Origin of the sequence: Arthrobacter sp. MPF02 (assembly GCF_046605375.1) — a bacterium.
In the GTDB taxonomy this organism is placed as follows: Bacteria; Actinomycetota; Actinomycetes; order Actinomycetales; family Micrococcaceae; genus Arthrobacter.
On record NZ_CP176772.1, the window covers coordinates 3,468,561 to 3,494,452 of the forward strand.

The 25,892-nt window shown below is 66.0% G+C and carries 24 protein-coding genes; 14 read left to right on the plus strand and 10 right to left on the minus strand.

All coding sequences use genetic code 11. The features are described from left to right. Positions 1 to 33: 33 nt before the first annotated feature. Positions 34 to 189 carry a hypothetical protein gene (locus tag ACLH0K_RS16450; protein ID WP_411374606.1) on the minus strand — a complete coding sequence of 52 codons (156 nt, stop codon included), beginning with the start codon at positions 187 to 189 and terminating at the stop codon, positions 34 to 36. A gap of 98 nt (positions 190 to 287) precedes the next feature. On the opposite strand from ACLH0K_RS16450, the gene ACLH0K_RS16455 reads away from it, so the two are divergent. Both ACLH0K_RS16455 and ACLH0K_RS16460 read left to right on the plus strand, forming a co-directional pair. Further along, positions 288 to 2,201, plus strand: a complete 1,914-nt coding sequence (locus ACLH0K_RS16455; RefSeq protein ID WP_411376508.1) for an amylosucrase — start codon at positions 288 to 290, stop codon at positions 2,199 to 2,201. A 109-nt stretch (positions 2,202 to 2,310) separates the two neighbouring features. After that, entirely contained in the window at positions 2,311 to 3,165 is an 855-nt protein-coding gene (locus ACLH0K_RS16460) for a prephenate dehydratase (protein WP_411374607.1), read from the plus strand. On the opposite strand, the gene ACLH0K_RS16465 is transcribed toward ACLH0K_RS16460, so the two are convergent. Further along, on the minus strand, positions 3,138 to 5,060 hold the full coding sequence (locus tag ACLH0K_RS16465; protein ID WP_411374608.1) for an FAD-binding monooxygenase: 1,923 nt from the start codon (positions 5,058 to 5,060) through the stop codon (positions 3,138 to 3,140). The genes ACLH0K_RS16460 and ACLH0K_RS16465 overlap by 28 nt on opposite strands. 243 nt (positions 5,061 to 5,303) lie before the next feature. Here ACLH0K_RS16465 and ACLH0K_RS16470 point away from each other — a divergent pair, with 243 nt between their 5' ends. The 7 genes from ACLH0K_RS16470 to ACLH0K_RS16500 all read left to right on the plus strand — a co-directional run bounded on the left by ACLH0K_RS16470 (position 5,304) and on the right by ACLH0K_RS16500 (position 13,327). Then, complete coding sequence (locus tag ACLH0K_RS16470) at positions 5,304 to 6,785, plus strand: fumarylacetoacetate hydrolase family protein (RefSeq protein ID WP_411376509.1); 1,482 nt, start codon at positions 5,304 to 5,306, stop codon at positions 6,783 to 6,785. Then, positions 6,778 to 7,458 (plus strand): GntR family transcriptional regulator, encoded by a 681-nt coding sequence (locus ACLH0K_RS16475; protein ID WP_411374609.1) that lies wholly within the window; start codon positions 6,778 to 6,780, stop codon positions 7,456 to 7,458. Before ACLH0K_RS16470 ends, ACLH0K_RS16475 begins: the two co-directional genes overlap by 8 nt. 12 nt (positions 7,459 to 7,470) lie before the next feature. Next, entirely contained in the window at positions 7,471 to 9,009 is a 1,539-nt protein-coding gene (gene hpaE / locus ACLH0K_RS16480) for a 5-carboxymethyl-2-hydroxymuconate semialdehyde dehydrogenase (RefSeq protein ID WP_411374610.1), read from the plus strand. A 110-nt stretch (positions 9,010 to 9,119) separates the two neighbouring features. After that, positions 9,120 to 10,223: a 3,4-dihydroxyphenylacetate 2,3-dioxygenase gene (hpaD, locus tag ACLH0K_RS16485; RefSeq protein WP_411374611.1), complete on the plus strand. Its 1,104-nt coding sequence runs from the start codon at positions 9,120 to 9,122 to the stop codon at positions 10,221 to 10,223. Positions 10,224 to 10,225: 2 nt separating this feature from the next. Beyond that, the gene (gene hpaH / locus ACLH0K_RS16490; RefSeq protein WP_411374612.1) at positions 10,226 to 11,011 is read left to right on the plus strand and encodes a 2-oxo-hept-4-ene-1,7-dioate hydratase; all 786 of its coding nucleotides are present in this window, start codon (positions 10,226 to 10,228) and stop codon (positions 11,009 to 11,011) included. Next, on the plus strand, positions 10,996 to 11,811 hold the full coding sequence (locus ACLH0K_RS16495; protein ID WP_411374613.1) for an HpcH/HpaI aldolase family protein: 816 nt from the start codon (positions 10,996 to 10,998) through the stop codon (positions 11,809 to 11,811). The genes hpaH and ACLH0K_RS16495 overlap by 16 nt, the downstream gene beginning before the upstream one ends. Before the next feature lie 13 nt (positions 11,812 to 11,824). Then, positions 11,825 to 13,327 carry an NAD-dependent succinate-semialdehyde dehydrogenase gene (locus tag ACLH0K_RS16500; protein WP_411374614.1) on the plus strand — a complete coding sequence of 501 codons (1,503 nt, stop codon included), beginning with the start codon at positions 11,825 to 11,827 and terminating at the stop codon, positions 13,325 to 13,327. A 187-nt stretch (positions 13,328 to 13,514) separates the two neighbouring features. On the opposite strand, the gene ACLH0K_RS16505 is transcribed toward ACLH0K_RS16500, so the two are convergent. Continuing rightward, positions 13,515 to 13,751: a hypothetical protein gene (locus ACLH0K_RS16505; protein ID WP_411374615.1), complete on the minus strand. Its 237-nt coding sequence runs from the start codon at positions 13,749 to 13,751 to the stop codon at positions 13,515 to 13,517. A 347-nt stretch (positions 13,752 to 14,098) separates the two neighbouring features. On the opposite strand from ACLH0K_RS16505, the gene ACLH0K_RS16510 reads away from it, so the two are divergent. Next, positions 14,099 to 15,511, plus strand: a complete 1,413-nt coding sequence (locus tag ACLH0K_RS16510; protein ID WP_411374616.1) for an aldehyde dehydrogenase family protein — start codon at positions 14,099 to 14,101, stop codon at positions 15,509 to 15,511. A 19-nt stretch (positions 15,512 to 15,530) separates the two neighbouring features. On the opposite strand, the gene ACLH0K_RS16515 is transcribed toward ACLH0K_RS16510, so the two are convergent. The 7 genes from ACLH0K_RS16515 to ACLH0K_RS16545 form a co-directional block, all read right to left on the minus strand. Further along, positions 15,531 to 15,704, minus strand: coding sequence for a hypothetical protein (locus tag ACLH0K_RS16515; RefSeq protein ID WP_411376541.1), 174 nt, complete (start codon positions 15,702 to 15,704; stop codon positions 15,531 to 15,533). A 172-nt stretch (positions 15,705 to 15,876) separates the two neighbouring features. Then, positions 15,877 to 16,302: a heat shock protein transcriptional repressor HspR gene (locus tag ACLH0K_RS16520; protein ID WP_411374617.1), complete on the minus strand. Its 426-nt coding sequence runs from the start codon at positions 16,300 to 16,302 to the stop codon at positions 15,877 to 15,879. 15 nt (positions 16,303 to 16,317) lie between these two features. Beyond that, positions 16,318 to 17,289, minus strand: coding sequence for a DnaJ C-terminal domain-containing protein (locus ACLH0K_RS16525; RefSeq protein ID WP_411374618.1), 972 nt, complete (start codon positions 17,287 to 17,289; stop codon positions 16,318 to 16,320). 230 nt (positions 17,290 to 17,519) lie between these two features. After that, positions 17,520 to 18,191, minus strand: a complete 672-nt coding sequence (locus tag ACLH0K_RS16530) for a nucleotide exchange factor GrpE (protein ID WP_411374619.1) — start codon at positions 18,189 to 18,191, stop codon at positions 17,520 to 17,522. 2 nt (positions 18,192 to 18,193) lie between these two features. Next, positions 18,194 to 20,062: a molecular chaperone DnaK gene (dnaK, locus tag ACLH0K_RS16535; RefSeq protein WP_411374620.1), complete on the minus strand. Its 1,869-nt coding sequence runs from the start codon at positions 20,060 to 20,062 to the stop codon at positions 18,194 to 18,196. Between the two features lie 248 nt (positions 20,063 to 20,310). Continuing rightward, entirely contained in the window at positions 20,311 to 20,607 is a 297-nt protein-coding gene (locus tag ACLH0K_RS16540; RefSeq protein ID WP_411374621.1) for a hypothetical protein, read from the minus strand. Positions 20,608 to 20,697: 90 nt separating this feature from the next. Continuing rightward, the gene (locus ACLH0K_RS16545; RefSeq protein ID WP_411374622.1) at positions 20,698 to 22,899 is read right to left on the minus strand and encodes an MMPL family transporter; all 2,202 of its coding nucleotides are present in this window, start codon (positions 22,897 to 22,899) and stop codon (positions 20,698 to 20,700) included. Between the two features lie 189 nt (positions 22,900 to 23,088). On the opposite strand from ACLH0K_RS16545, the gene ACLH0K_RS16550 reads away from it, so the two are divergent. The 4 genes from ACLH0K_RS16550 to ACLH0K_RS16565 all read left to right on the plus strand — a co-directional run bounded on the left by ACLH0K_RS16550 (position 23,089) and on the right by ACLH0K_RS16565 (position 25,875). Beyond that, a complete protein-coding gene (locus ACLH0K_RS16550) occupies positions 23,089 to 23,625 on the plus strand; it encodes a MarR family winged helix-turn-helix transcriptional regulator (protein WP_411374623.1) in 537 nt (178 codons plus the stop codon). A gap of 72 nt (positions 23,626 to 23,697) precedes the next feature. Beyond that, positions 23,698 to 24,516 (plus strand): methyltransferase domain-containing protein, encoded by an 819-nt coding sequence (locus ACLH0K_RS16555; protein ID WP_411374624.1) that lies wholly within the window; start codon positions 23,698 to 23,700, stop codon positions 24,514 to 24,516. Positions 24,517 to 24,576: 60 nt separating this feature from the next. Further along, positions 24,577 to 25,200 carry a LysE family transporter gene (locus tag ACLH0K_RS16560; RefSeq protein WP_411374625.1) on the plus strand — a complete coding sequence of 208 codons (624 nt, stop codon included), beginning with the start codon at positions 24,577 to 24,579 and terminating at the stop codon, positions 25,198 to 25,200. 135 nt (positions 25,201 to 25,335) lie between these two features. Beyond that, the gene (locus ACLH0K_RS16565) at positions 25,336 to 25,875 is read left to right on the plus strand and encodes a low molecular weight protein-tyrosine-phosphatase (protein WP_411374626.1); all 540 of its coding nucleotides are present in this window, start codon (positions 25,336 to 25,338) and stop codon (positions 25,873 to 25,875) included. Positions 25,876 to 25,892 lie beyond the last annotated feature (17 nt).

Here is a 25,892-nt window from a genome sequence, read left to right on the forward strand (position 1 = left end):
TCCTGGAGCTGCTGAAGGGGCCTGCGTGAACGGCTACTGCTCCAGCAACCGGCGCAGCAGGCAGAATTCATTGCCCTCCGGACCGGCCAGGACGTGCCATGACTCGTCACCCAGGACCCCGCACCAGAACCGGGCCAGCGGTTCGGGGTCGGCACAGTTCAGGACCCGTTCTCTGATTCGGAAGACCATGGCGCCAGCGTACGGGGACGCTCCTGCTTTTTGTGACGTGGGATACTTCCGTACGGGTGCCGCCGGATCCGCCGGCGGACCAGGAAGGGGCCATGGGCATGCAGGAATCCGTCAGCGTGGACGAAGAGACAGTTCAGTACGTCCAGGCGGCGCTCTCCCGGGCACGGCAGGCCGGCCTCACCCCGGACCCGGCCTTCGACCAGCGCCTTGACCGGTACCTGCCCCTCCTGGCCGGCCTCTTCGGGTCCTTGTACGCCTCCCGCCCTGACTGGCAGGAGCAGCTGGCGGCACTGGTGGTCCAAAGCGCCCGTTCGTGGCAGGACCGGCCGGCCGACCTGAAGGCGCTGGACGCGGAGCGGGAAGGCAGCAGCAGCTGGTTCCAGGCCAACACGATGCTGGGCGGCGTCTGCTACGTGGACCGGTACGCGGAAAACCTGGACGGGGTCCGGGCCAGGATTCCCTACTTCAGAGAGCTCGGACTCACCTACCTGCACCTCATGCCGCTGTTCCTTGCGCCCGAACCGCATTCCGACGGCGGGTACGCGGTCTCCAGCTACCGGGAGGTCAACCCCAGGCTGGGCACCATGGAGCAGCTGCGCTCCCTGTCGTCCGAGCTCCGGAGCAACGGGATCAGCCTGGTGGTGGATTTCATCTTCAACCACACGTCGGACGAACACGAGTGGGCGCGGAAGGCGGCCGCCGGTGATCCCGATTTCAGTGACTACTACTGGATTTTCCCGGACCGGACCATGCCGGACGCCTATGAGCGGAACGTGCGGGAGATCTTCCCGGAGAACCACCCGGGCTCCTTCATCCGGATGGCCGACGGACGCTGGGTCTGGGCCACGTTCCACACCTACCAGTGGGACCTGAACTATTCCAACCCGGAGGTGTTCCGTGCCATGGCCGGCGAGATGCTGTTCCTGGCCAACCAGGGCGTGGACATCCTGCGGATGGATGCCGTGGCGTTCATTTGGAAGCAGCTGGGCACGTCCTGCGAAAACCTTCCAGAGGCCCACATCCTGCTGCGGGCGTTCAACGCCGTCTGCCGGCTGGCGGCGCCGTCGCTGCTGTTCAAGTCCGAGGCGATCGTCCACCCGGACGAGGTGGCCCTCTACATCGATCCCGCCGAATGCCAGCTTTCCTACAACCCGCTGCAGATGGCGCTCATCTGGGATTCCCTGGCCACCCGGGACGTCGCACTGCTGGCGCAGGCGCTGAAGCGGCGGCACAACATTCCCCCGGGTACGTCCTGGGTGAACTACGTCCGCAGCCACGACGACATCGGCTGGACCTTCGCGGACGAGGACGCCGCGGAACTGGGCATCAACGGCTTCGACCACCGCCGCTTCCTGAACTCCTTCTACGTCAACCGCTTCCCGGGCAGCTTCGCCCGCGGCGTCCCCTTCCAGGACAATCCGAAGACCGGCGACTGCCGGATTTCAGGCACGACGGCGTCCCTGTGCGGCATGGAGGTGAACCCGGCTGAGGCGGTGGAACGGATCCTCCTGGCCCACTCGGTTGCCTTCAGCACCGGAGGCATCCCGCTCCTGTACCTGGGCGACGAGGTAGGCCAGGTCAACGACTACAGCTATGCGCAGGAGCCGGGCCACGAGGAGGACAGCCGCTGGGTGCACCGTCCCCGCTTCCCCGAGGAGCAGTACGCCCGGCGCACCGAGCCGGCCACCCCTGAAGGCGCAGTGTTGGCCGGGCTGCGGCGGATGATCCAGGTCCGGTCCAGCACGCCGGAACTGGCAGGGACGCGGCTTATCGATTTTGATACGGGGAACCGCTCGGTCCTGGCGTACCAGCGGCCGGGCAGCAGCGGTGAAGGTGCCCTCATCCTGGCACTGGCAAACTTCAGCGACTTCGCCCAAACCCTCCCTGCCGCAACCTTCGGCGCCTACTCGCCTGCCGCCGTCGACCTTCTTTCCGAGGCCACGCTGCAACTGGACGAAGGCGTCACGCTCCTCCCCCGCCAGTACCTCTGGCTGCGCGTCACTCCCGTCTGACCTCCCCCACCCCAACTAGGTAGCGCTATCTGTCGTTTTGGACCTCCAAAACGACACTTCGCGCTACCCAGTTGGGCGGGCGGGGGCGGGGCGTGAAACCATACGGACCATGCCCCAAAAGATTGCGTACCAAGGTGAGCCCGGCGCCAACTCCAATATCGCCTGCCAGCAGATGTTCCCGGAAATGGAAAGCGTTCCCTGCGCCAGCTTCGAGGACGCGTTCGAGCTGGTGTCCAGCGGCGAGGCGGAACTGGCCATGATCCCGATCGAGAACTCGATCGCGGGCCGGGTGGCGGATATCCATATCCTGCTGCCGCAGTCCAACCTGCAGATCGTGGGCGAATACTTCCTGCCCATCCACTTCGACCTGCTGGGCATCCCGGGCAGCACCATCGAGGCCGCCACGGAAGTCCACAGCCACATTCACGCACTGGGCCAGTGCCGGCGCCTGATCCGCGACCACAACCTCAAGCCCGTGATCGCCGGTGACACCGCCGGTTCCGCCCGGGAAGTTGCCGAGTGGAATGATCCCCGGAAGCTGTCCCTCGCTCCCCCGCTGGCCGCCGAGATCTACGGCTTGGAGGTGCTGGCATCCAGGGTTGAGGACGATCCATCGAACACCACCCGCTTTGTGGTCCTGGCCCGCGAAACTGAACTGCCGGCCCGGGACGAGCTTCCCGGACCCGCAGTCACCAGTTTTGTGTTCCGCGTCCGCAACGTCCCTTCCGCCCTGTACAAGGCCCTGGGCGGGTTCGCCACGAACGGCGTCAACATGACCCGGCTGGAGAGCTACATGGTGGGCAACGAGTTCGCGGCCACCATGTTCATGGCCGACGTCGAGGGCCACCCCGAGGACCAGCCGCTGAAGCTGGCCCTGGAGGAACTGGACTTCTTCACCACCGAGGTGCGGATCCTCGGCGTATACGCCGCGGCCGACTACCGCGCAGCGGCTGCCACGGCCTGAGGCGGTGTGGGTGGCGCGGCGTTCAGGAGCGGGGCGAAGAACGCGCCCAGTTCCGCGGTGGCCGTGAGCGGCAGGACGTTGGCGACGTACTGGTCCGGGCGGACCACCACCACCACGCCGTTGCGGTCCAGCCCGCGCAGTTCGAAGATGTCCGCATTCGGGTCCGTGCCGTAGACCTTTTCGTAGTCCGTCAGCTTGAAGGGGCCCACCTGCGGCTTGAACACGGCAGGCACCTTGCCGATGTCCAGTCCCGTGTGCGGCTGCTGGTAGACCACTTTCAGGTCGAACCAGGCGTCCGGATCAGCGTCCGACGGCGTTGCGGCCAGCGGTGATTCCGGCGAGGCCGCGAACCACTCGGCAAGCTTGTCCGTGGCTGAGTCCGTGCCCGGCAGCGCGGCGTCCGCGAAGACGTAGATCCGCCAGCGGCCGTCCGCCGTGGCGTGGTGGCCGAGGTGGATGGGGTTGGTGTCGGCCACCCGCACCACGGGCGCGGACTTGAAGCGCTTGCCGATGGGGAACCCGGCCGCAAGGCCCGGGTGGTCATCGGTGCCGACGATCAGGGATGGCGCGTACTGGGTCATGAACCCTGCCGGGAACTCGGCGGTGCGGACATAGAACTCTTCCAGCTCCGACGGGTCCTCGAACTCCTCGGGCTTCTTGGCCATCATCGCCGACCACTGCTTGTCGAAGTCAATCAGGTTCCGGGCCACCACCTGGCGTTCCGCCGAGTACGTGGACAGCAGGCTCTCGGGGCTGCGGCCCTCGAGGACGTGGCCCAGTTTCCAGGCGATGTTGAAGCCGTCCTGCATGGACACGTTCATGCCCTGGCCGGCCTTGGCGCTGTGGGTGTGGCAGGCATCGCCGGCGATGAAAACGCGGGGGGTGCGGGTGCCGCGGTCCTCCGGCAGGACGTCGTCGAACCTGTCCGTCAGCCGGTGGCCCACCTCGTAGACACTGTGCCAGGCGACGTTCCGGACATCCAGCGTGTAGGGGTGCAGGATGGCATTCGCCTTGGCAATGATCTCCTCGATGGAGGTGTTGCGCACGGCATGGTGGGTGGCGGGGTCCACCTCGCCCAGGTCCACGTACATCCGGAACAGGTGGCCGCCCTCACGCGGGATCAGCAGGATGCTGCCCTTTTCGCCCTGGATGGCGCATTTGGTCCGGATATCCGGGAAATCGGTGACGGCAAGCGCGTCCATCACGCCCCAGGCATGGTTTGCCTGGTCACCGGCCATGGTGCAGCCGATCGCCTGCCGGACCTTGCTCCTCGCACCGTCCGCCCCCACCACATACTTGGCGCGGATGGTCCTTTGCTGCCCTTCGTTCTGGCCCGCCGTGTGCAGGAGGGTCACGGTGACCGGGTACTCGCCGCCGTCCGCGACTTCGAGGCCCTGGAAATCGTAGCCATAGTCCGGCTTGAGCCGGGAGGGTGAGTTTGCTGCGAACTCGGCGAAGTAGTCCAGCACGCGGGCCTGATTCACGATGAGGTGCGGGAATTCGCTGATGCCTGTCTCGTCGTCAACAGCACGGGCGGTACGGAGGATATTGGCATGGTTCGCCGGGTCCGGCTTCCAGAAGGCCATCTCCGTGATCCGATAGGCCTCGGCGGTGATGCGTTCGGCGAAGCCGAAAGCCTGGAAAGTCTCCACGCTGCGGGCCTGGATGCCGTCGGCCTGGCCGATCGCCAGGCGCCCCGGCCGGCGTTCGATGATGCGGGTCTGCACGTTCGGGAACATGGAAAGCTGGGCAGCGGCGAGCATTCCGGCGGGGCCGGTGCCCACGATGAGCACGTCGACTTCTTCGGGAAGTTCCTCGGGGCGGTTGAGGCCGACGCCGGCAGCCGGCCTCACCCTCGGGTCACCGGATACGTAGCCGTGGTGGTGGAACTGCACGGAATTTCCTCACTTCTTTGTGGCTGACTACCGAGCAGCTTGTTCTATATCAGAACGCAAAATTCGATAATCGAAAACGTTGGATGTGGCATCCACTGTACGCCGGAGTGACGGGGGCGACAAGGGGCTCGCATCCCCAGCCCGCCGACGGGTCGCCGCAACAAAAAATTTGGGGGTTGACGAACCGCCGGGGCCAAGCGGATAGTGATCGTATACGATTTCGTACCTGATGAGGAGAAGGTTTTGGAGCAGGTCAACGAGGACACGCTGGCGGCAGCACGCAAGGTTGTTGCGGTGCACATCAACTACCCCAGCCGGGCTGCCCAGCGCGGCCGTACTCCGGCCCAACCGTCCTATTTCCTCAAGCCCTCCAGCTCCCTGTCCCTGAGCGGCAGTCCAGTGGAACGCCCTGCGGGTTGTGAGCTGCTGGGCTACGAGGGCGAGATTGCCCTGGTCATCGGCAAGGCCGCCCGCCGGGTGGGCATCGAGGATGCATGGAGCCACGTCGCGGCCGTCACGGCCAGCAACGACCTCGGCGTTTACGACCTGCGCTGGGCGGACAAAGGCTCCAATGTCCGGTCAAAGGGCGGGGACGGGTTCACCCCGGTAGGCCCGGCACTGATCCCGGCAGACGCCGTCGACCCCGCCCGGCTGCGCCTCCGCACCTGGCACAACGGCGACGTGGTCCAGGACGACACCACCGAAGACCTGCTCTTCCCCTTCGCCCGGCTGGTTGCGGACCTGTCGCAACTCCTCACCCTGCAGGAGGGCGACATCATCCTTACCGGCACCCCCGCCGGCGCCTCCGTCGCCAAACCCGGCGACGTCGTCGAGGTCGAAGTCAGCACGCTCGACGGCGGCCTCACCACCGGCCGCCTGGTCACCACCATTGAGGAAGGCACGACGCCGTTCGCGGACTTTGGTGCCCGGCCCAAGGTTGATGACCTTCAACGGGAGGAAGCCTACGGATCCCGCGAAGCCGCCGGTTTGGCACCCGAGGCAACTGCCGCCGTCGGGCCCGTCCTCTCCCCCGAACTTAAGGCAAAGCTCGAGTCCGTGGCCACGGCCACCCTGTCGTCGCAGATGCGCAAGCGCGGCCTGAACAACGTCAGCATCGACGGGCTGCAAGGTACCCGCCCGGACCGGAAGGTGGTGGGCCTGGCCCGGACCCTGCGTTACGTGCCCAACCGCGAGGACCTGTTCAAGACCCATGGCGGCGGGTTCAACGCCCAGAAGAGGGCGATCGATTCCGTCAATGAAGGCGAGGTCCTGGTCATGGAGGCCCGCGGCGAAAGGGGCACCGGCACCGTCGGGGACATCCTCGCCCTGCGCGCCCAGGTCCGTGGCGCCGCGGCCATCATCACCGACGGCGGGGTCCGCGACTTCACCGCCGTGGCCGGTTTGGAAATGCCCACCTGGTTCGCGAACCCCCACCCCGCCGTGCTGGGCCGCCGCCACGTGCCGTGGGATACGGACATCACTGTTGCCTGCGGCGGTGCCACCGTCCAGCCCGGCGACATCATCGTGGCCGACGCTGACGGGATCCTGGTCATCCCGCCGGCCATCGCCGAAGAACTGGTTGATGACTGCATCCGCCAGGAAAAGGAAGAGGCCTTCATCTTCGAAATGGTCAAGCAGGGCAACAGCGTGGACGGCCTGTACCCGATGAACGCCGAGTGGCAGGCCAAATACAAGGAATGGGAAGCAGGCAACGCACATGGCTGAAACCGTGGCCGAATTTACCGACGCCCCCGCCGGCAGCAAAGCCGAGCAGGCGTACCAGGCCGTCAAAATGCGGATCGTGGAAGGCACCTACACACCCGGCTACCGGTTGGTCCTGGGCACCATCGCCAAGGACCTGGGCTTCAGCGTGGTCCCGGTTCGCGAGGCTATCCGCCGGCTCGAGGCCGAGGGCCTGGTGACGTTCGAACGGAACGTCGGCGCCACCGTGGCCGGGATCGACCCCACTGAATACCTCTACACCATGCAGACCCTCAGCATCGTCGAAGGCGCCGCCACCGCATTGACGGCACCGCTGATCGACGCTGCGGCAATTGCGCGGGCCCGCGCCGTGAACGGGGACATGCGCGAATGCCTTGACCATTTCGATCCGGTCCGGTTCACGCAGCTCAACCAGGACTTCCACTCCGTCCTGTTTGAGCACTGCCCCAACCCGCACATCCTGGACCTGGTCCACCGCGGCTGGAACCGGCTTGCCTCACTGCGCTCCTCCACGTTCCGCTTTGTCCCCGGCCGTGCCCGGGACTCCGTGGATGAACACGAAAACCTGCTGAAGCTCATCGAAACCGGAGCCGACGCGGACACCATCGAAAAAGCAGCCCGCCAGCACCGGGCCGCCACCCTTGACGCCTACCTCGCTCAAGCAAAGCACCAGTAAAGGACTTCAACGATGACGACCTCAACCGAAACCACCACGCACTACGTGCCGCAGGACCTGCCGACGCACATCCAGCACTACATCGACGGCCAGTTTGTCGATTCCCTCTCCGGCAAGACCTTCGACGTCCTGGACCCGGTCTCCAACCGCAATTACGCCACCGCCGCGGCCGGCCAGAAAGAGGACATTGACCTGGCCGTCGCCGCCGCCCGCGAAGCGTTCGTCAACGGCCCGTGGCCGAAGATGAAGCCGCGCGAACGTGCCCGGGTCCTGAACCGGATCGCCGACGCGGTCGAGGCCCAGGAAGCCCGCCTGGCCGAACTGGAGACGTTCGATACCGGCCTGCCGATCACCCAGGCCAAGGGCCAGGCCCTGCGCGCGGCCGAGAACTTCCGCTTCTTCGCGGACCTGATCGTTGCCCAGTTCGACGACGCCATGAAGGTCCCCGGCTCGCAGATCAACTACGTGAACCGCAAGCCGATCGGCGTCGCGGGGCTTATCACCCCGTGGAACACCCCGTTCATGCTCGAGTCCTGGAAGCTCGCCCCGGCCCTGGCCACCGGCAACACCGTGGTCCTCAAGCCGGCCGAGTTCACGCCCCTCTCCGCTTCCCTCTGGGCCACCATCTTCAAGGAAGCCGGCCTGCCCGACGGCGTCTTCAACCTGGTCAACGGCCTGGGCGAGGAAGCCGGCGACGCCCTGGTCAAGCACCCGGACGTCCCCCTGATCTCCTTCACCGGGGAAACCACCACCGGCCAGACGATCTTCCGCAACGCCGCCGCCAACCTCAAGAGCCTGTCCATGGAACTGGGCGGCAAGTCCCCCTGCGTTGTCTTCGCCGACGCCGACCTGGACGCCGCCATCGACTCCGCCCTGTTCGGTGTCTTCTCGCTCAACGGCGAACGCTGCACCGCAGGTTCACGCATCCTGGTGGAACGCGCCGTCTACGACGAGTTCTGCGAGAAATACGCCGCCCGGGCCAAGAGCATCGTGGTGGGCGATCCGCACGACCCCAAGACCGAAGTGGGCGCCCTGGTCCACCCGGAGCACTACGAAAAGGTGGCCTCCTACGTGGAGATCGGCAAGTCCGAAGGCCGGCTCCTGGCCGGCGGCGGACGGCCAGAGCACCTTCCCGAAGGCAACTACATCGCACCCACCGTCTTCGCAGATGTTCCCCCCGAGGCCCGGATCTTCCAGGAGGAAATCTTCGGACCCGTCGTGGCCATCACCCCGTTCGAGAACGACGACGAGGCCCTCGCCCTGGCGAACAACACCAAGTACGGCCTGGCCGCCTACATCTGGACCCAGAATCTCACCCGGGCACACAACTTCTCCCAGAACGTCGAGGCCGGCATGGTGTGGCTGAACAGTCATAACGTCCGTGACCTCCGGACCCCGTTCGGCGGGGTCAAGGCCTCCGGCCTGGGCCACGAGGGCGGCTACCGCTCCATCGGTTTCTACACCGACCAGCAGGCCGTGCACATCACCCTCGGCACCGTCCACACTCCCAAGTTCGGCAGCATCGAAGCCTCCGCCGCCAACGAAGGCTAAGAACCACTAGCAGCCCAACTAGGTCGCACTAAGTGTCGTTATGGCCACCCCAAACGACAACTACTGCTACCTAATTGGGAAAGAACCCCTTTCAAAGAAGAGAGAACACCATGACCAACCCCTTCACCGGCCCCATCCCCACCCCCACAGTCCCGGCACCGGACATTGTCCGCTGCGCCTACATGGACATTGTGGTCACCGACCTCGCCAAGTCCCGTGAGTTTTACGTGGATGTCCTGGGCCTGCACGTGACCGAGGAAGACGAGAACGCGATCTACCTGCGCTCCCTGGAAGAGTTCATCCACCACAACCTGGTGCTCCGCAAGGGACCTGTCGCTGCGGTCGCCGCCTTCGCGTACCGGGTGAAGTCCCCCGCCGAGGTGGACGCCGCCGAGGCCTACTACAAGGAACTGGGCTGCCGCACCGAGCGCCGCATCGGCGGCTTCACCAAGGGCGTGGGCGATTCCGTCCGCGTGGAGGACCCGCTGGGCTTCCCCTACGAGTTCTTCTACGAGGTGGAGCACGTTGAGCGCCTCACCCAGCGCTACGACCTCTACTCCGCCGGTGAACTGGTCCGGCTGGACCACTTCAACCAGGTCACCCCCGACGTCCCCCGCGGCCGCAAGTACCTCGAGGACCTCGGCTTCCGGGTCTCGGAGGACATCAAGGACTCCGACGGCGTCACCTACGCCGCGTGGATGCACCGCAAGCAGACCGTCCACGACACCGCCCTGACCGGCGGCAACGGCCCGCGGATGCACCATGTCGCGTTCGCCACGCACGAGAAGCACAACATCATCCAGGTCTGCGACAAGATGGGCGCCCTGCGCATCAGCGACCGGATCGAACGCGGCCCCGGCCGGCACGGCGTGTCCAACGCGTTCTACCTCTACATCCTGGACCCGGACGGCCACCGCATCGAGATCTACACCCAGGACTACTACACCGGCGACCCCGACAACCCCACCATCACCTGGGACGTCCACGACAACCAGCGCCGCGACTGGTGGGGCAACCCCGTGGTCCCGTCCTGGTACACCGAAGCCTCCCTGGTCCTGGACCTCGACGGCACCCCGCAGCCCGTCATTGAGCGCGAGGAAAAGTCCGAGATGGCCGTGACCGTGGGCGCGGACGGCTTCTCCTACACCCGCAGGCCCGAGGACGCGGCAGCAGGCAAAGACGCTGTGGGCTTCAAGCTCGGAGCGCAGGTCTAGCCATGCTTGAGCCGAAGACGATTGAGGCCATTGCGGACGAACTGGTGGAAGCCGGCCGTTCCCGCACCCCCGTTCCGCTGCTGACTGCCCGTTACCCGGACATGACGGTGGAGGACTCCTACGCGGTGCAGCAGTTGTGGCGGCGCCGCAACGAGGAAGCCGGCCGGACCCTCGTGGGACGGAAGATCGGCCTCACGTCAAAGGCCATGCAGGACGCCACAGGCATCACCGAACCCGACTACGGCGCCATCTTCGACGACATGGTCCTCGAAACAGGCTGCTCCATGGAGTGGGACCGGTACACCCATCCGCGGGTGGAGGTGGAGCTGGCCTTTGTCCTGAAAGACGGGCTGAAGGGCCCAGGCGTCACCATCTTCAATGTCCTCAACGCCACCGACTATGTGGTCCCGGCCCTCGAAATCCTGGACTCCAGGATCGAAATGAAGGGCCGGACCATCGTGGACACCATCTCCGACAACGCCGCGATGGGCGCCATGGTGATCGGCGGCCGCCCGGTGAAACCGGACGCCGTGGACCTGCGCTGGGTCTCCGCGATCCTCTACAAGAACCAGACCGTGGAGGAAACCGGCGTGGCCGCCGGCGTCCTGGACCACCCCGCCAACGGCGTCCACTGGCTGGCCAACAAGATCGCCGCCCACGGCGACTCCCTCAAGGCCGGAGACATCATCCTCGCCGGCTCCTTCACCCGCCCGCTCTGGGTCTACAAAGGAGACACCGTCCACGCCGACTACGGACCCCTCGGGAGCGTCACATGCCGCTTCCAATAGAACACACCTTCCGCGACGCCCTCGCCGCACAAAAAGGTGAAGCAGGCCGGCCGCTTGCCGGGATGTGGGTCTGCTCCGGCAGCCCGCTCATCGCCGAACTCTGCGCCGGATCCGGGCTGGACTGGCTCCTGGTGGACGCCGAGCACAGCCCCAATGGGCTCGAATCCATCCTCGCCCAGCTCCAGGCCATCTCCGCCTACCCGGTGCACACCCTGGTCCGCCCGCCCGTGAACGACACCGTAGTCATTAAGCAGTACCTGGACCTGGGCGTGCAGAACCTGCTCATCCCCATGGTCAACTCCGTATCCGAAGCTGAAGCTGCGGTGACGGCAACCCGTTACCCGCCCGAAGGCGTCCGGGGCGTGGGCTCAGCCCTGGCCCGCGCCGCTCGGTGGAACCGGGTTCCGGACTACCTCGCCCGCGCCAATGACACCATCAGCGTCACAGTCCAGATCGAGTCCGCCTCCGCCGTCGAAGCCGTCGAAGACATTTTGAAAGTGGACGGAGTGGACGCCGTATTCATCGGCCCGTCCGACCTCGCCGCTTCGATGGGCCTGCTCGGCCAGCAGGAACACCCCGAGGTACGCGCCGCCGTCGAGCACTGCATCACGGCAGCGAAGGCTGCCGGGAAGCCCGCCGGCGTGAATGCCTTCAACCCCGACACCGCCCGCCACTACCTGGACCACGGCGCGGACTTCATCCTGGTCGGCGCCGACGTCGCCCTCCTCGCCCGCGGCTCCGAAGCCCTCGCTGCCCAATACATCCAGCCGTCAGACGGCGGAACCCCCGCCAGCTACTGAACCTAGGACTTTCATGACCGTTTCTGAAATTTCCCCTGCCGTCACGTCCGACCGCGAACAAACCCTCCTCGCCTCGGTGCCGACCGGACTGCTGATCGACGGGAAGTGGCGGGAGGCGTCCGACGGCGGCACGTTCGACGTTCACGACCCCGCCACCGGGCAAGTGCTCGCCACCCTCGCCTCCGCCACGAGCGAGGACGCGGTCGCCGCGCTGGACGCCGCCGACGCCGCGCAGGCCTCCTGGGCCCGCACCGCACCCCGGGTTCGGGCCGAGATCCTGCGCCGTGCGTTCGACCTTGTCACCGAGCGGGCCGAGGACTTTGCCCTGCTGATGACCCTGGAGATGGGCAAACCGTTGACTGAGGCCAGGGGCGAGGTGACGTACGGGGCGGAGTTCCTGCGCTGGTTCTCCGAAGAAACCGTCCGGGACTACGGCCGCTACCTGCCTTCTCCCGAAGGCAAGAACAAAATCCTCGTCCAGCACAAACCCGTCGGACCCTGCCTGCTCATCACCCCCTGGAACTTCCCCCTCGCCATGGCCACCCGCAAGGTCGGCCCCGCGGTCGCCGCCGGCTGCACCATGGTCCTCAAACCCGCCAAGCTCACCCCGCTCACCGCCCAGTACTTCGCCCAGACCATGATCGACGCAGGCCTGCCCGCAGGCGTCCTCAACGTCGTCTCCTCCGCCTCGGCGTCCGGCATCTCCGGACCGCTGCTGAAAGACGCCCGGCTCCGGAAGGTCTCCTTCACCGGATCCACCCCGGTCGGCAAACGCCTGATGGCCGACGCCGCCCAAAACGTCCTGCGCACCTCCATGGAACTCGGCGGGAACGCACCCTTCATCGTCTTCGAAGACGCCGACCTCGACGCCGCCGTCGAAGGAGCCATGGCGGCAAAGATGCGGAACATGGGCGAAGCCTGCACCGCAGCCAACCGCTTCCTCGTCCACGCATCCGTCGCACAGGAATTCACCCGCAAAATCGCCGCGGCGATGGGCTCCCTGACCACCGGACGCGGCACCGACCCGGAAACCAAGGTCGGCCCGCTGATCGACGGCGGCGCCCGGGATGACGTCCACGCCCTGGTCACCGCGGCGGTCGACGCCGGAGCCGTGGCCGTGACCGGCGGTGCACCCGTGGACGGTCCCGGCTACTTCTACCAGCCCACCGTCCTGGCCAACGTACCCAACGACGCGGCAATCCTGGGCCAGGAAATCTTCGGCCCCGTCGCCCCCGTCACCACCTTCACCACCGAAGAAGAAGCCATCACATTGGCCAACGCCTCCGAGTATGGGCTCGCCTCCTACCTCTACAGCCGCGACCTCAACAAGCTCCTCCGCGTCGCGGAGCAAATCGAGTTTGGCATGGTCGGATTCAACGCAGGCGTCATCTCCAACGCCGCAGCCCCCTTCGGCGGCGTCAAACAATCCGGCCTCGGGCGCGAAGGCGGCACCGAAGGCATCGCCGAATACACCACAACCCAATACATCGGCATCGCCGACCCCTACGCCAGGTAGCCGCAGCCGCAGAAGCGTCACACCGGGCACACTTTCAACCACAGTGGCCAGCTTTTCAACGGGGACCCCCGGAAAACCGGGGGTCCGCCGTCGTTCGTGATTCAAAAACGCGCTGGTTGTGACGCAAGGGCCAAAACAAAAAGCGCCTGCCACCCTGGAAGGGCGGCAGGCGCTGCTCTGTGATGGGTCAGCCCACGCGGGTGTAGCTCAACTCCGTCTCCGCCGCCGGAGCCGAGTGCAGCGTCACGTACGTGCCCTGGGCCTTGCTGCCGCTTCCGGAGAGGGCACCGGGCAGCGAGACATAGCTGCCCTCAGCCCGGGGTGCGGCTTCCAGGTGGGCGGGAAGCGTGATGTAGCTGCCCCCGCGGGGGATGCGCGTGGCTGTTGTTGCGGGGGCTTCAATGAGCTGGGATTGCAAAGTCATGGTGTTCTCCTGCTTGTTTGGGGATGGCGGCGGCGCGGAATGTCCAGCACCTGAGCGGCCGCGGGGGCAGCAAGGGGCGTGGTATTCGCTGCTGGGGGTGGGGGTCGATGTGCCTGGATCCGGGGAGGATTCACCCGGCGGTTTCTCGAGGGCTGCGCCGGCCTGCTCTCCATTCTAGGCCTTAATTTGAGCAATTCACAATAACGTGGGTGATCTCACTGCCGTTCCCTCCGCGTCAACGGTCCTGCGCTCAAGGACAAGAGACCGGCAGGCCCCTCCACCAGACTTGGGAGTAACCCGCTACGCCGCCCGGCTGGCGTCCATGCCTACTCGAAGTGGAGTATCCCTTGGAAACCTATGACGCGCTTTTGGCTTCGATCTCAGCCGCCTCCGGCCAGGACAGCAGGACCATCCTGAACCCGGCAACGGGCGAACCGGTGGGCGAGGCCCCGGTCCACACCCTCGAATACGTCGAGGAGGCCGTCGCGGAAGCCGTCGCCACTCAGCCAGCCTGGGCTGCCCTGGGCCACGGTGCCCGGTCAGCCGCGCTCCTGAAAGCAGCCGACGCCGTCGAACGCTCCGCGGAGGAACTCGCCCAGCTGCTCTCCCGCGAGCAGGGAAAGCCGCTGAACGGGCCCAACGCCCGCTTTGAAGTCGGCGCCTGCGTCGCATGGCTTCGCGCCACCGCCGGCCTGCCGCTGGAGCCTGAAACCATCGTGGACGACGGCGACACCCGCGCCGAACTGCACTACAAGCCCATCGGCGTCGTGGCGGCCATCGGCCCCTGGAACTGGCCCATGATGATCGCCATCTGGCAGATCGCCCCCGCCCTGCGGATGGGCAACACCGTGGTGGTCAAGCCCTCCGGCAACACCCCGCTCTCCGTCCTGGCCCTTGTCAAGGTCCTCAACGAGGAACTCCCCGAAGGCGTCCTGTCTGTTGTGTCCTGCGGCCGGGAGGTCGGCGCCCGCCTCACCGAGCACCCTGCCATCGGCAAGGTTATGTTCACCGGCTCAACGGCAGCCGGCCGCGCCATCATCAGATCCTCCGCAGATACCGTCAAGCGGCTCACCTTGGAGCTCGGCGGCAACGATGCCGGCATCCTCCTGCCCGACGCCGATCCCAAGGCCATCGCGGAGGACGTCTTCTGGGGCGCCTTCCTCAACACGGGCCAGACCTGCGCGGCGCTCAAGCGCCTTTACGTGCACGACAGCATCTACGACGCCGTCTGCCAGGAACTCACGGCCGTGGCCAAAGCCATGCCCATGGGTAATGGCCTGGACGAGAACAACGTCCTGGGCCCGCTGCAGAACAAGGCACAGTACGACGTCGTCGCGGACCTCGTGGAGGCAGCGAAGGCTTCCGGCGCACGCGTCCTGGTGGGTGGGAACCCGGACACGGACCAGCCCGGCTACTTCTACCCCACCACCCTGGTGGCGGACATCGACAACGACAACCCGCTCGTGGCGGAGGAACAGTTCGGCCCCGCCCTGCCGATCATCCGCTACAGCACCATTGACGAAGCGGTGGAGAAGGCCAACGCGCTCGACGTCGGCCTGGGCGCCTCCGTATGGTCCGCCAACCGCGAGGCCGCCCGCGAGGTCGCGTCCCGGATCCAGGCCGGCACTGTCTGGATCAACCGCCACGGTGCGGTGGACCCGCGTATCCCGTTCGGTGGCGCCAAGCAGTCAGGCTACGGCCTGGAGTTCGGCATCGAAGGCCTGAAGCACCTGGGCGTTCCGCAGGTCATCAACGGCTAATGCGCCGGCCGGACCGCCGCTACCCCATGGCCGGGGCGGCAAGGGTGCGGAAGACCGTGCTGGCCAGGTAGCGGCGGTGCGACCGTGGCACGGACAGCGCCCGGACCATGTCAAAGCAGACGCACACCACCACGATCGTCTGCCCGAGCGCCAACAGCACCTGGCCCGGAACGGAGCCGCTGAAAGCGGCCACTGCCTCCATTCCCGGGCTCAAGGCCGGGCCTTGCGTTGAGAACCACACATGGAAAACCCCCAGAAACTTGGAACCACTGCTGATCCAGCGGTGGTTCCATTGAAGTTTCCGGGGGCCTGAAGGGTCACGAGTAGTGGGTACTCGAATTTTTGCCGGCGCCTTGGCGCAGTACTTACTGTCCGATCGCCCGGGGCCGCCACAGCACCACGGCCTGCGACCGGGGCCTGGGACGCTGGCCGCGCGCCAGGCTCACTACATCACCGGCCGCGCCTGCCGCAAAAATCCGGGAGTCGAAAGGCCGGGGCCGGCGTTCGAGTTCCTCCGCCAGTTCAGTCACCCGCTGCTGCAGGGCCGCCACCTGGTCCTCGAGTTCCAGGATCCGCTTGATCCCTTCCAGCGAGACGCCTTCCTGGGACAACCGCTGCACCTCGCGGAGCATGTTGACGTCCCGTTGCGAGTACCGGCGCGATTTTCCGGGCGCCCGGCTGGGCTTGACGATACCCAGCCGGTCGTACTGGCGGAGGGTCTGCGGGTGCATGTCGGCCAGCTCGGCCGCCACGGAAATCACGAAGATCGGCTGGTCAGCGTTGAGGTCCACGGCACGCCTCCCCTGCTAGAGCCGGGCCTTGGCGGCAAGGCCCTCCCGGACATCGGAGCCGGAAGTCGCCTCGGCGAAGGCCTTGACGGCAGCCTCGGCTTCCTTGTTCAGGTTCTTGGGGACGGCGACGTCGATGGTCACCAGCAGGTCGCCAGTTGCCTTCGAGGTCTTCACGCCTTTGCCCTTGACCCGGAGGGTACGGCCCGACGGCGTCCCGGCCGGAACGCGGACCCGCACCTTTTCGCCGTCGATGGTGGGCACCTCGATGTCGGCGCCCAGCGCAGCCTCGGGGAAGGTGACGGGGACGTGGATGCGGAGGTTGTCGCCGTCGCGGGTGTAGAACGCGTGTGGCTGGACTGAGACGGACACCACCAGGTCACCGTTGCCTGCCGGACCCGGCTGGCCCTTGCCGCGGACACGAACCTTCTGCCCGTCCTTGATGCCGGCCGGAATGCGCACGTCGATGACGTCACCGCTGGGCTCACGCAGGCCAATGGTGGTGCCGCGGATGGCGCCGGCGAACGAAATGCTGGTGGTTGCGGTGCGGTCCGCGCCCTTCTGCGGTCCCCGCTGGAAGCCTGTCTGCCCGAAGCCGCCGCCAAAGAGGTCGGCGAACTCCGGCGGAATGCCGCCCGCGGAGGGGTTGAACCCGCCGGCATGGCGGCCGGTGTTGCCCGTAAACAGGCCGCCGAACAGGTCCTCAAACCCTCCGTTGCCGGCACCGGCACTCCCGGGAGCAAAACGGGCACCGCTGCCCATGGCGCGGATGGCGTCATACTGCTGGCGCTCGTCGGGATCCGAGAGCACCGAATAGGCCTCGGAGATGTCCTTGAACTTCTTTTCGGAAGCGGTGTTCCCCGGATTCTTGTCAGGGTGGTGCTCGCGGGCCAGCTTCCGGTAAGCCTTCTTGATATCGGCGTCGGAAGCGTCCTTGGCAACACCAAGGATCTTGTAAAAGTCCTTGTCCACCCAATCCTGGCTAGCCAATGGCGTTTCCTTTCAAAGTACAAAAGCATTAAGGCGAGACTACCGCTCCACCGGAGCGTATGAGGGGGCCCGGGAGTGGCATCTAAGGATCTGGCCGAGGGCCCCGACACGAGCTTGCGAGTGTTGGGAAGGCCATTATCCGCTGCCGAAGCTGGGCGGCTATGGATCGAAGATCATAGCCGCCCAGCGTAGGGGCGGGGCCCCCTCATCCGCGGAGGTGGAAAGGTGGGTCAGGCCGGGACGGCCACAATCACTTGTGCTGCGCGGAGGACGCGCTCTCCTGACTTGTAGCCGGAGCGGAGTACCTGGCTGACGGTGTCAACCTCGATGTCCTCGCCGGGCTGCTGGATCAGGGCCTCGTGGATGGTCGGATCGAACTCCACGCCGGTTTCGTCAATGCGGACCAGGCCGTAGGTCTTCAGCGCGTTCTCCAGCTTGGTGGCGATCGCGGCGAAGGGTCCGTCGGCGAGGTCGCCGTGCTGCCGGGCGGCGTCGACGTCGTCCAGCACCGGAAGCAGGGAGTTCAGGACGCCGATGACGGCCATTTCCCCTGCGACGGCACGGTCGCGTTCAACGCGCTTGCGGTAGTTGACGTACTCGGCCTGCAGGCGGAGGAGGTCGTTCTTCAGCTCGGCTGCCTCGGCGCTGGGGGTACCCTGGGCCACGGATTCCGCGGCGGGCACCTCCACGCCGTTAAGGATTTCCTCGGCCTGGGCCAGCGCGTCGCCGTCGGAATCCGAAGCCCCGGCACCGGGGACGGGCTCGCCGCCCTCCGGGTGCCGGGCCTGGCCGGTCACCGGGTCAACTTTGCGGTTGTCCCGGATGACCGGTTCCTGGTCGTTGCCCTTGCCCTCCTGGTTCGCGGATGAGATGTGCTCTTCCTCGTTACCGTGGTGCGGCATGGCTACTTCTTCGCTTCGTCTTCGTCGATGATTTCGGCGTCGACGATGTCCTCGTCAGCCTTGGCACCGGCCCCTGCTGCGCCGTCGCCGCCTGCAGCACCGGTGGCACCGTCGGGCGAACCGGCCTGGGCGTAGATGGCCTCGCCCAGCTTGGTCTGGGAAGCCTGCAGCTTCTCGAAGGCGGACTTCACAGCGGCGTCGTCGGTGCCTTCCAGGGCCTTCTTGAGGTCGTCGACGTCGGTCTGGACCTCGGTCTTTACCTCTTCGGGCAGCTTGTCGGCGTTGTCGGCGATGAGCTTGTCCACGGAGTAGGCGAGCTGCTCGGCGCTGTTGCGGGTGTCCGTGGCCTCGCGGCGGGCCTTGTCCTCGGCTGCGTGCTCCTCGGCGTCCCGGACCATGCGGTCGATGTCCTCCTTGGAGAGGGCGGTGCCGCCGGTGATGGTCATGGACTGTTCCTTGCCCGTGCCCTTGTCCTTTGCGGACACGTGGACGATGCCGTTGGCGTCGATGTCGAAGGTGACCTCGATCTGCGGGATGCCACGCGGGGCAGGTGCGATGCCGGTCAGTTCGAACGTGCCCAGCGGCTTGTTGTCGCGGGTGAACTCACGCTCGCCCTGGAAGACCTGGATGGCCACGGACGGCTGGTTGTCGTCAGCGGTGGTGAAGGTCTCGGACCGCTTGGTGGGGATGGCCGTGTTGCGCTCGATCAGGTGCGTCATCACGCCGCCCTTGGTTTCGATGCCGAGGGACAGCGGGGTGACGTCGATGAGGAGGACGTCCTTGCGCTCGCCCTTCAGCACACCTGCCTGCAGGGCTGCACCAACGGCCACAACCTCGTCCGGGTTGACGCCCTTGTTCGGTTCCTTGCCGCCGGCCAGTTCCTTGACCAGCTCGGAAACGGCGGGCATACGGGTGGAGCCGCCGACCAGCACGATGTGGTTGATGTCGGACAGCTTGATGCCGGCTTCCTTGATGACGTCGTGGAACGGCTTTTTGGTGCGCTCGAGCAGGTCCTTGGTGAGGTCCTGGAACTTGGCGCGGGTCAGCTGCTCGTCCAGGTGGACCGGGCCGTCGGGGGTGACGGACAGGTACTGGAGCGACACGTTGGTGCTGGTGGAGGAGGACAGTTCCTTCTTGGCCTGCTCGGCAGCTTCGCGGAGGCGCTGCAGGGCGATCTTGTCCTTGGACAGGTCGATGCCCTTGACCTTGAGCTGGTTCAGCAGGTAGTCAACGATGCGCTGGTCCCAGTCGTCGCCGCCCAGGCGGTTGTCACCGGCGGTGGCGCGGACCTGGATGGTGGAGAAGTTGTCTTCGTCCTTGCCGACTTCCAGCAGGGAGACGTCGAAAGTACCGCCGCCGAGGTCGAAGACCAGGATGAGTTCGTCTTCCTTGCCCTTGTCCAGGCCGTACGCGAGTGCCGCGGCGGTGGGCTCGTTGACGATGCGCAGGACGTTCAGGCCTGCGATTTCGCCGGCTTCCTTGGTGGCCTGGCGCTCGGCGTCGTTGAAGTACGCCGGGACGGTGATGACGGCATCGGTGACCTTTTCGCCCAGGTAGCTCTCGGCGTCGTTCTTCAGCTTCATGAGGATACGGGCGGAAATTTCCTGCGGCGTGTACTTCTTGCCGTCGATGTCCACCTTCCAGTCGGTGCCCATGTGGCGCTTGACGGAGGCGATGGTGCGCTCGATGTTGTTGACGGCCTGGCGCTTGGCAATTTCGCCAACCAGGACTTCGCCGGACTTGGAGAACGCAACAACCGACGGCGTGGTGCGGCCACCCTCGGCGTTGGCAATAACGGTGGGCTCGCCACCTTCGAGAACGGAGACGACGGAGTTGGTGGTTCCGAGGTCGATACCTACTGCACGTGACATGTGTTGCTTCCTTCTTTCCTTGGAAACTTGGTTGCGCCCGCTAATTGAGCGTTCTGCACTCAACTTTACTCGCGCAGCAATAGATGTCAATCCAAGTTGAGTCGAGTACGCTCAACTTCTCCTCCCGGCCCATGGGACACCCCCGGTTTCCCCGCCTTGGCACCGCTACAGGCAAAAGAAGGCCCGACGGCGACCCTCCGTTTCGCTGCGGGAGAACCTGCCGCCGGGCTGCTGTTGCCGCTACGTGCCTACCGTTCGACGTCCGGGCCGCCGTGCAGCGGGCCGCGCTCGTCGGCTGTGCTGTTGACCTGGCCGTCCGTCAGCCGCTCACGGATGCCGTCCTCCGCGCGCGCTTCGCCGCCGGCACCTGCGGCGCCGTAGTCGCCGTCGGGATATTCGCCGTCCTCGAGGTTCGCGGCAGGGGATTCGACGGAACCGGCATCACCGTAATCGCCGTCAACGTACTGGCCTCCCTCGCCTTCAAGGCCGGGGGCACTGCTGCCCCTCCGCGCCTCTTCGCCGGGGATTTCGGGATTCTCAGTCATAAGGCATCTCTCCTTTGAGTTCCGCGTCCGTCCGGGCGCACAGGCAGTCTATCCACCAGCCGGACCTGCCAACAGGGCCCTTGCTGTGGGCTACCCTCGGCTGGAAACCCCCGCGACCTCCCGGTCGGCGGCACCCCGGGCCTCCGGAAAAAGGCCAGGTTTGGCGAGCTTGCCGGGCCACCAGATCTTCGGCCCAATGTCGTAGGCCAGCGCCGGCACCAGCAGCGAGCGCACCAGGACGGTGTCCAGCAGGACGCCGAAGGCCACGATGAAGGCCAGTTGCACCAGGAACATGATGGGAATGACGCCCAGCGCGGCGAACGTGGCGGCCAGCACCACGCCGGCGGACGTGATCACCCCGCCGGTAACGCCCAGGCCGCGGAGGATGCCCGGCCGGGTGCCGTGCTTCAGGGACTCCTCGCGGACGCGGCTCATCAGGAAGATGTTGTAGTCCACGCCCAGGGCAACCAGGAAGACGAACCCGAACAGCGGGACGGTGGCGTCGGCGCCCGGGAAGCCCAGGACGTTGTTGAAGACCAGCGCGGAAACTCCCATGGCCGCGGCGTAGGACAGCACCACGGAGAGCACCAGCAGGACCGGCGCCAGGATGGACCGCAGCAGCAGCATCAGGATAAAGAGGACCACCACCAGGACCACGGGGATGATGATCACCAGGTCGCGCTGGGCGGTGGTGTTGGTGTCCAGGGCCGTTGCCGTGACACCGCCCACCAACGCCTCCGGGTCCACAGTCTTGACTTCCTGCCGCAAGGCTCTAACCGCCTCTTCTGCTTCCAGTGAATCCGCGGCTGAGTCAAGGGTGGCGTTGATCAGTACCTTGCCCTCGCGGACGTCCGGCTCGCCGGGAGTCCCCGGGGCTCCGGTGATGGGCACGCTGCCTGCGCCCAGCAGGTAAGCCTCGCCCACGCCGTCGGCCGCTTTCACCCTGTCCAGCACTTCCTGTGCCTTGCCCTCGTCAGCAACCACGACGGCGGGGCTGCCGCTCCCGGCGTCGAAGTGGCGTGCCAGCGCGTCCTGGCCGTCGACGGCGTTGGAGGCGCTCAGGATGACTTCGGTCTGCGGGACGCCGTTGGCCTTGAGCTGCAGCACGCCGGCCGACGCCACCGCGAGCAGCAGGACGGAGGCGATCCAGATGGTCCGGGGCCGGCGCCGCACCAGCGCACCCATGGCCCGCCACAGGCCCCTCTGGCCTTCAAGGCCGGTGACCAGTCCGGGTTCCCGTTCCTCGGCGGGTGCAAGTTTTGGCCGGAACGGCCAGAAGGCCGCGCGGCCCAGGAGCCCCATCAGCGCCGGCAGGAGGGTAAGTGCGGCGAACAGCGAGCAGATGATGCCTGCAGCGGCTACGGGACCAAGGGCCTTGTTGGAGTTGAGGTCGGAGAAGAGCAGGCAGAGCAGGGCGATGATCACGGTGGCGCCGGAAGCCAGGATGGGCTCGAAAGACGCCTTCCAGGCTGTCAGGACGGCGGCGGTGCGGTCCGCGGTGTGGGTCAGCGCTTCCCGGAAGCGGGCGACGAAGAGCAGCGCGTAATCGGTGGCAGCACCGATCACCAGGATGGAAAGGATGCCCTGGCTTTGGCCGTTGAGCTGGATCCAGCCGGCCTTCGCCATACCGAAGACCAGGAGGATGGCGGCACACAGCGCGAAGACGGACGTCAGCAGCACCATGAAGGGCAGCAGCAGGGAGCGGTAGACCACCAGCAGGATGACGAACACCGCCGCCAGCGCCACCATCAGCAGGATGCCGTCGATGCCGGCAAAGGCCGCGGTGAAGTCCGCGGCAAGTCCGGCCGGACCGGTTACGAATGTCCGCATGCCCTCCGGTGCAGCTTCAGCCACCGTTGCCCGGAGTTCCTTGACGGCCTCCTGGATTTCCACTGAGGACTCGCTGATGGGTGCGATGAACTGCACGGCCTTGCCGTCTTCCGATGGGACGGGGCCAACCACAGCACTGCCGAGGTCCAGATCCCCAAGTTCCGTGCGGAGCGCTGCCACTTCACCGAGTTCCGCCGGGGAGAATGGCTCATCACTTTCAATGACGACGACGCCCGGCACCTCGTTCGAGTCACGGAACTTTGCCTGCCAGTCCTGTGCCGCGGTGGCCTCGGCGCCGGCCGGCAGGAAGGACGCCTGGTCATTGGATGACACTTCCTCCAGTCGTCCGAACGTGGGCCCGCCCACTCCAGCCAGCGCCAACCAGCTGAGGACGAGGAAGGCGGGGACCAACCAGCGCAGCCAGAAAGGGACGCGTCCGGCGCTTCCGGTTCGAGGCTTCATGGATGCCTTCCGTGCTTAAGGGGTCCGATCACGTTAGTTCCAGAATAGACTATCTCCACGGTAGAGATAAGTGCTGTTCGAGGTTTTTTGTCTACTCCCCATCGAGCAAGCGGCCGGAGGCTGAAGTAGTATCCGTCAGTACGGCCGGCAGTCCCGGCGCTGTCAGCAGGATGAATCTAGGAGGTGGCCATGGCAGGCAACAGCCCTTCCACTGCGCCCACCCCGCCTGTGGCACCCGCCCCTGGCAATGCGCCGCACCCCCTGGTCCGGCTCCTCCAGGAGTTCACCCTGGAAGCGAACCGGTACGTGGACACCGCCGGGGGGCGCAAGGACATGCACCGGACGGACCTCAATGCGCTGGCCGTCATCATGACCCACACGGCCAGGGGCAACGTGGTCACGCCCGGCCTCCTTCGCAAGGAACTGCACCTCAGCTCCCCCGCCACCACGGCCCTGATCGACAGGCTGGACAGGTCCGGGCACGTGGTGCGTGAGCCGCATGCCTCGGACCGCCGCCAGGTCCAGCTGAAGATGACCCCCAAGGCGTACCAGGACGGCGGCGCAATCTTCGCCCCGCTCTCGCAGAAAATGGGAACCGCCATGGCTGACTTTTCTGAGGAAGAGCTGGAGACGGTTTCCCGGTTCATGACAGCGATGGTGGAAGCAACCGTGGCTGCGCGCGAGGAGTCCGCCGCTCCGCCAGGTTCCCCGCCCGCACCCAAGTAAGTAGCGCCAACTGCCGTTTTGGGCGCCCAAAGAGACAGTTAGCGCTACTTAGTTTGGGGGTAGCGTTTGGTTATGAGCGCCCAGCAGCCTGAAGAAGATGTCTATACGCACGGCCACCACGAATCGGTGATCCGCGCCCATGCCGCCAGGACCGCCGAGAATTCCGCCGCGTTTGTCCTGCCGCACCTGACCCCGGGCGCGGACGTGCTCGACGTCGGCTGCGGTCCCGGAACCATCACCTGTGACTTCGCCGCCCTCGTAAGCCCCGGCAGGGTCACAGGCCTGGACCGCTCGCCGGACATCATCGCCCAGGCCAAGGAACTCGCCGTCGAACGCGAAGTGCCCAACGTCGAATTCGTGGCGGGAAACATTTACGACCTGGAGTTCGAGGACGAGACGTTCGACGTCGTCCATGCCCATCAGGTACTGCAGCACCTCACGGACCCCGTCGAGGCCCTGCGCGAAATGCGCCGCGTCACAAAACCGGGCGGCATCGTTGCCGTCCGCGACGCCGACTTCCATGGCATGAGCTGGTATCCGGCAATTCCCGAGCTGGATGAGTGGATGGAGTTGTACCAGCGCATCGCGCGGCGCAACGGAGCAGAGCCCGACGCCGGGCGGCGGCTGGTCAGTTGGGTCCAGTCCGCGGGTTTCACTGATGTTGCGCCCAGCAGCAGCAACTGGCTTTACGCCACCGGGCAGCAGCGGCGCTGGCAGGCAAGGGTGTGGGGCGAGCGGGTTTTGCACTCCGCATTCGCGGAGCAGGCGCTGGAGTACGGGTTCGCCAACCCTGCCGACCTTGCCCGCATCTCAGCCGGATGGCACCGCTGGGGCTCCACCGACGACGGCTGGTTCCTGATTCCAAACGGCGAGGTTATCGCGCGGGCCTAGCCTCGGGAGGTCCGGCCGGCGGTGTCAAACCATGCGCGGCACCGGCACTAGGATTAATGGGTGCAGTTTTCCCTTTGGCTGGCCCTGGCCGGAGCCGGCGCCCTGATCAGCTTCACCCCGGGCGCGGGAGCCATCAACACCATGAGCAACTCGCTCAACGCCGGGTTCCGCCGCTCGATCTGGGGGATCCTCGGACAGCAGGCGGCCCTTGTGCTGCACGTGGTGATCGTGGCGCTGGGCGTGGGCGTCCTTGTGGCAGGCTCGCCGGTTGTTTTCAACGTGATCAGGTACGCCGGTGCCGCCTACCTGATCTACCTGGGCATCCGGCAGTTCCTCAGCAAGCCGGACCTGGAACAGGACCAAGCTGCAGCGTTGCAGAATGAGCCTGCCTGGTCAATCTTCAGGCGGGGCTTCTGGGTCAATCTGCTGAACCCCAAGGCCATCGTCTTCTTCCTCGCCTTTACACCGCAGTTCATCCGGCCCGGGCAGCCGCTCTTTACGCAGTACGCAGTGCTGACTGCCACCATCGTAGCCATCGACATCCTTGTGATGTGGTTCTTCTTTGCCGCCGCGGCCCGGTCCTTCCAGCGCTTCACTCAGACACCCCGGGGCCAACTGGTCCTCAGCAAGGTGTTCGGGGTGCTTTTCGTCGCGGTGGGCATCCTGCTGGCCTTGATGCACTGACCCCGCGGGAGATACCCGCAGGTTCAACTGTGATATCTACCCAAGAGCCGGAAAGTCATGCATCTTTACAAACCAGTCAAGTAATGTGAAAGCGCCGCTAGCCAACGGACGCAAATAGCGCGCATGCTTAGCATTATGAACTCAGCGCCGAGCCCATACCGCGTCATTGCCGTCTGCACCGGCAACATCTGCCGCTCCCCCATGGCCGAAGCCATGCTGAAGGCGGCCCTGGAGCGGGAAGGGCTGGATGGCCTGGTGGAAGTCGATTCGGCCGGCACTACCGGTTACGAAGCCGGACGGCCCATTGACCCCCGCGCAGCCCGCCGCCTGGCGGCAACCCAGCTCGCCTCTGAACTGCACATCGCACGCGAGTGGCTTCCCGAGTGGTTCCGGGAGCGGGACCTGATCCTCGCTTTGGACATCGACCACCACGCCTGGCTGAGTGAAGCAGCCCCGGACGGCGAGTCACTAAGCAAGATCCGCATGCTCCGCAGCTTCGATCCGGCCATGGCAGGCCGAGACCTGTTGGACCAGGGAATTGAAGACCCGTGGTACGGCGGGCAGGCGGACTTCGACGTTGTCTGGCGCCAGATCCACGCGGCCATTCCGGGGATCGTAGACCACATCAAAGCGGCAGTCGGGAGCCCCGCAGAGCTGCAGCGGCAGGCCCTCTGAAAACGGTACGCTCTAAT

Bases quoted from the DNA above. Each gene is read 5' to 3' on its own strand.
- hpaH (WP_411374612.1), top strand. From the start codon at position 10,226: ATGCTTGAGCCGAAGACGATTGAGGCCATTGCGGACGAACTGGTGGAA.
- ACLH0K_RS16550 (WP_411374623.1), top strand. From the start codon at position 23,089: ATGGCAGGCAACAGCCCTTCCACTGCGCCCACCCCGCCTGTGGCACCC.
- dnaK (WP_411374620.1), bottom strand. From the start codon at position 20,062: ATGTCACGTGCAGTAGGTATCGACCTCGGAACCACCAACTCCGTCGTC.
- ACLH0K_RS16545 (WP_411374622.1), bottom strand. From the start codon at position 22,899: ATGAAGCCTCGAACCGGAAGCGCCGGACGCGTCCCTTTCTGGCTGCGC.
- ACLH0K_RS16555 (WP_411374624.1), top strand. From the start codon at position 23,698: ATGAGCGCCCAGCAGCCTGAAGAAGATGTCTATACGCACGGCCACCAC.
- hpaE (WP_411374610.1), top strand. From the start codon at position 7,471: ATGACGACCTCAACCGAAACCACCACGCACTACGTGCCGCAGGACCTG.
- ACLH0K_RS16505 (WP_411374615.1), bottom strand. From the start codon at position 13,751: ATGACTTTGCAATCCCAGCTCATTGAAGCCCCCGCAACAACAGCCACG.
- ACLH0K_RS16475 (WP_411374609.1), top strand. From the start codon at position 6,778: ATGGCTGAAACCGTGGCCGAATTTACCGACGCCCCCGCCGGCAGCAAA.
- ACLH0K_RS16540 (WP_411374621.1), bottom strand. From the start codon at position 20,607: ATGACTGAGAATCCCGAAATCCCCGGCGAAGAGGCGCGGAGGGGCAGC.
- ACLH0K_RS16455 (WP_411376508.1), top strand. From the start codon at position 288: ATGCAGGAATCCGTCAGCGTGGACGAAGAGACAGTTCAGTACGTCCAG.
- ACLH0K_RS16500 (WP_411374614.1), top strand. From the start codon at position 11,825: ATGACCGTTTCTGAAATTTCCCCTGCCGTCACGTCCGACCGCGAACAA.
- ACLH0K_RS16530 (WP_411374619.1), bottom strand. From the start codon at position 18,191: ATGCCGCACCACGGTAACGAGGAAGAGCACATCTCATCCGCGAACCAG.
- ACLH0K_RS16495 (WP_411374613.1), top strand. From the start codon at position 10,996: ATGCCGCTTCCAATAGAACACACCTTCCGCGACGCCCTCGCCGCACAA.
- ACLH0K_RS16450 (WP_411374606.1), bottom strand. From the start codon at position 189: ATGGTCTTCCGAATCAGAGAACGGGTCCTGAACTGTGCCGACCCCGAA.
- hpaD (WP_411374611.1), top strand. From the start codon at position 9,120: ATGACCAACCCCTTCACCGGCCCCATCCCCACCCCCACAGTCCCGGCA.
- ACLH0K_RS16460 (WP_411374607.1), top strand. From the start codon at position 2,311: ATGCCCCAAAAGATTGCGTACCAAGGTGAGCCCGGCGCCAACTCCAAT.
- ACLH0K_RS16565 (WP_411374626.1), top strand. From the start codon at position 25,336: ATGAACTCAGCGCCGAGCCCATACCGCGTCATTGCCGTCTGCACCGGC.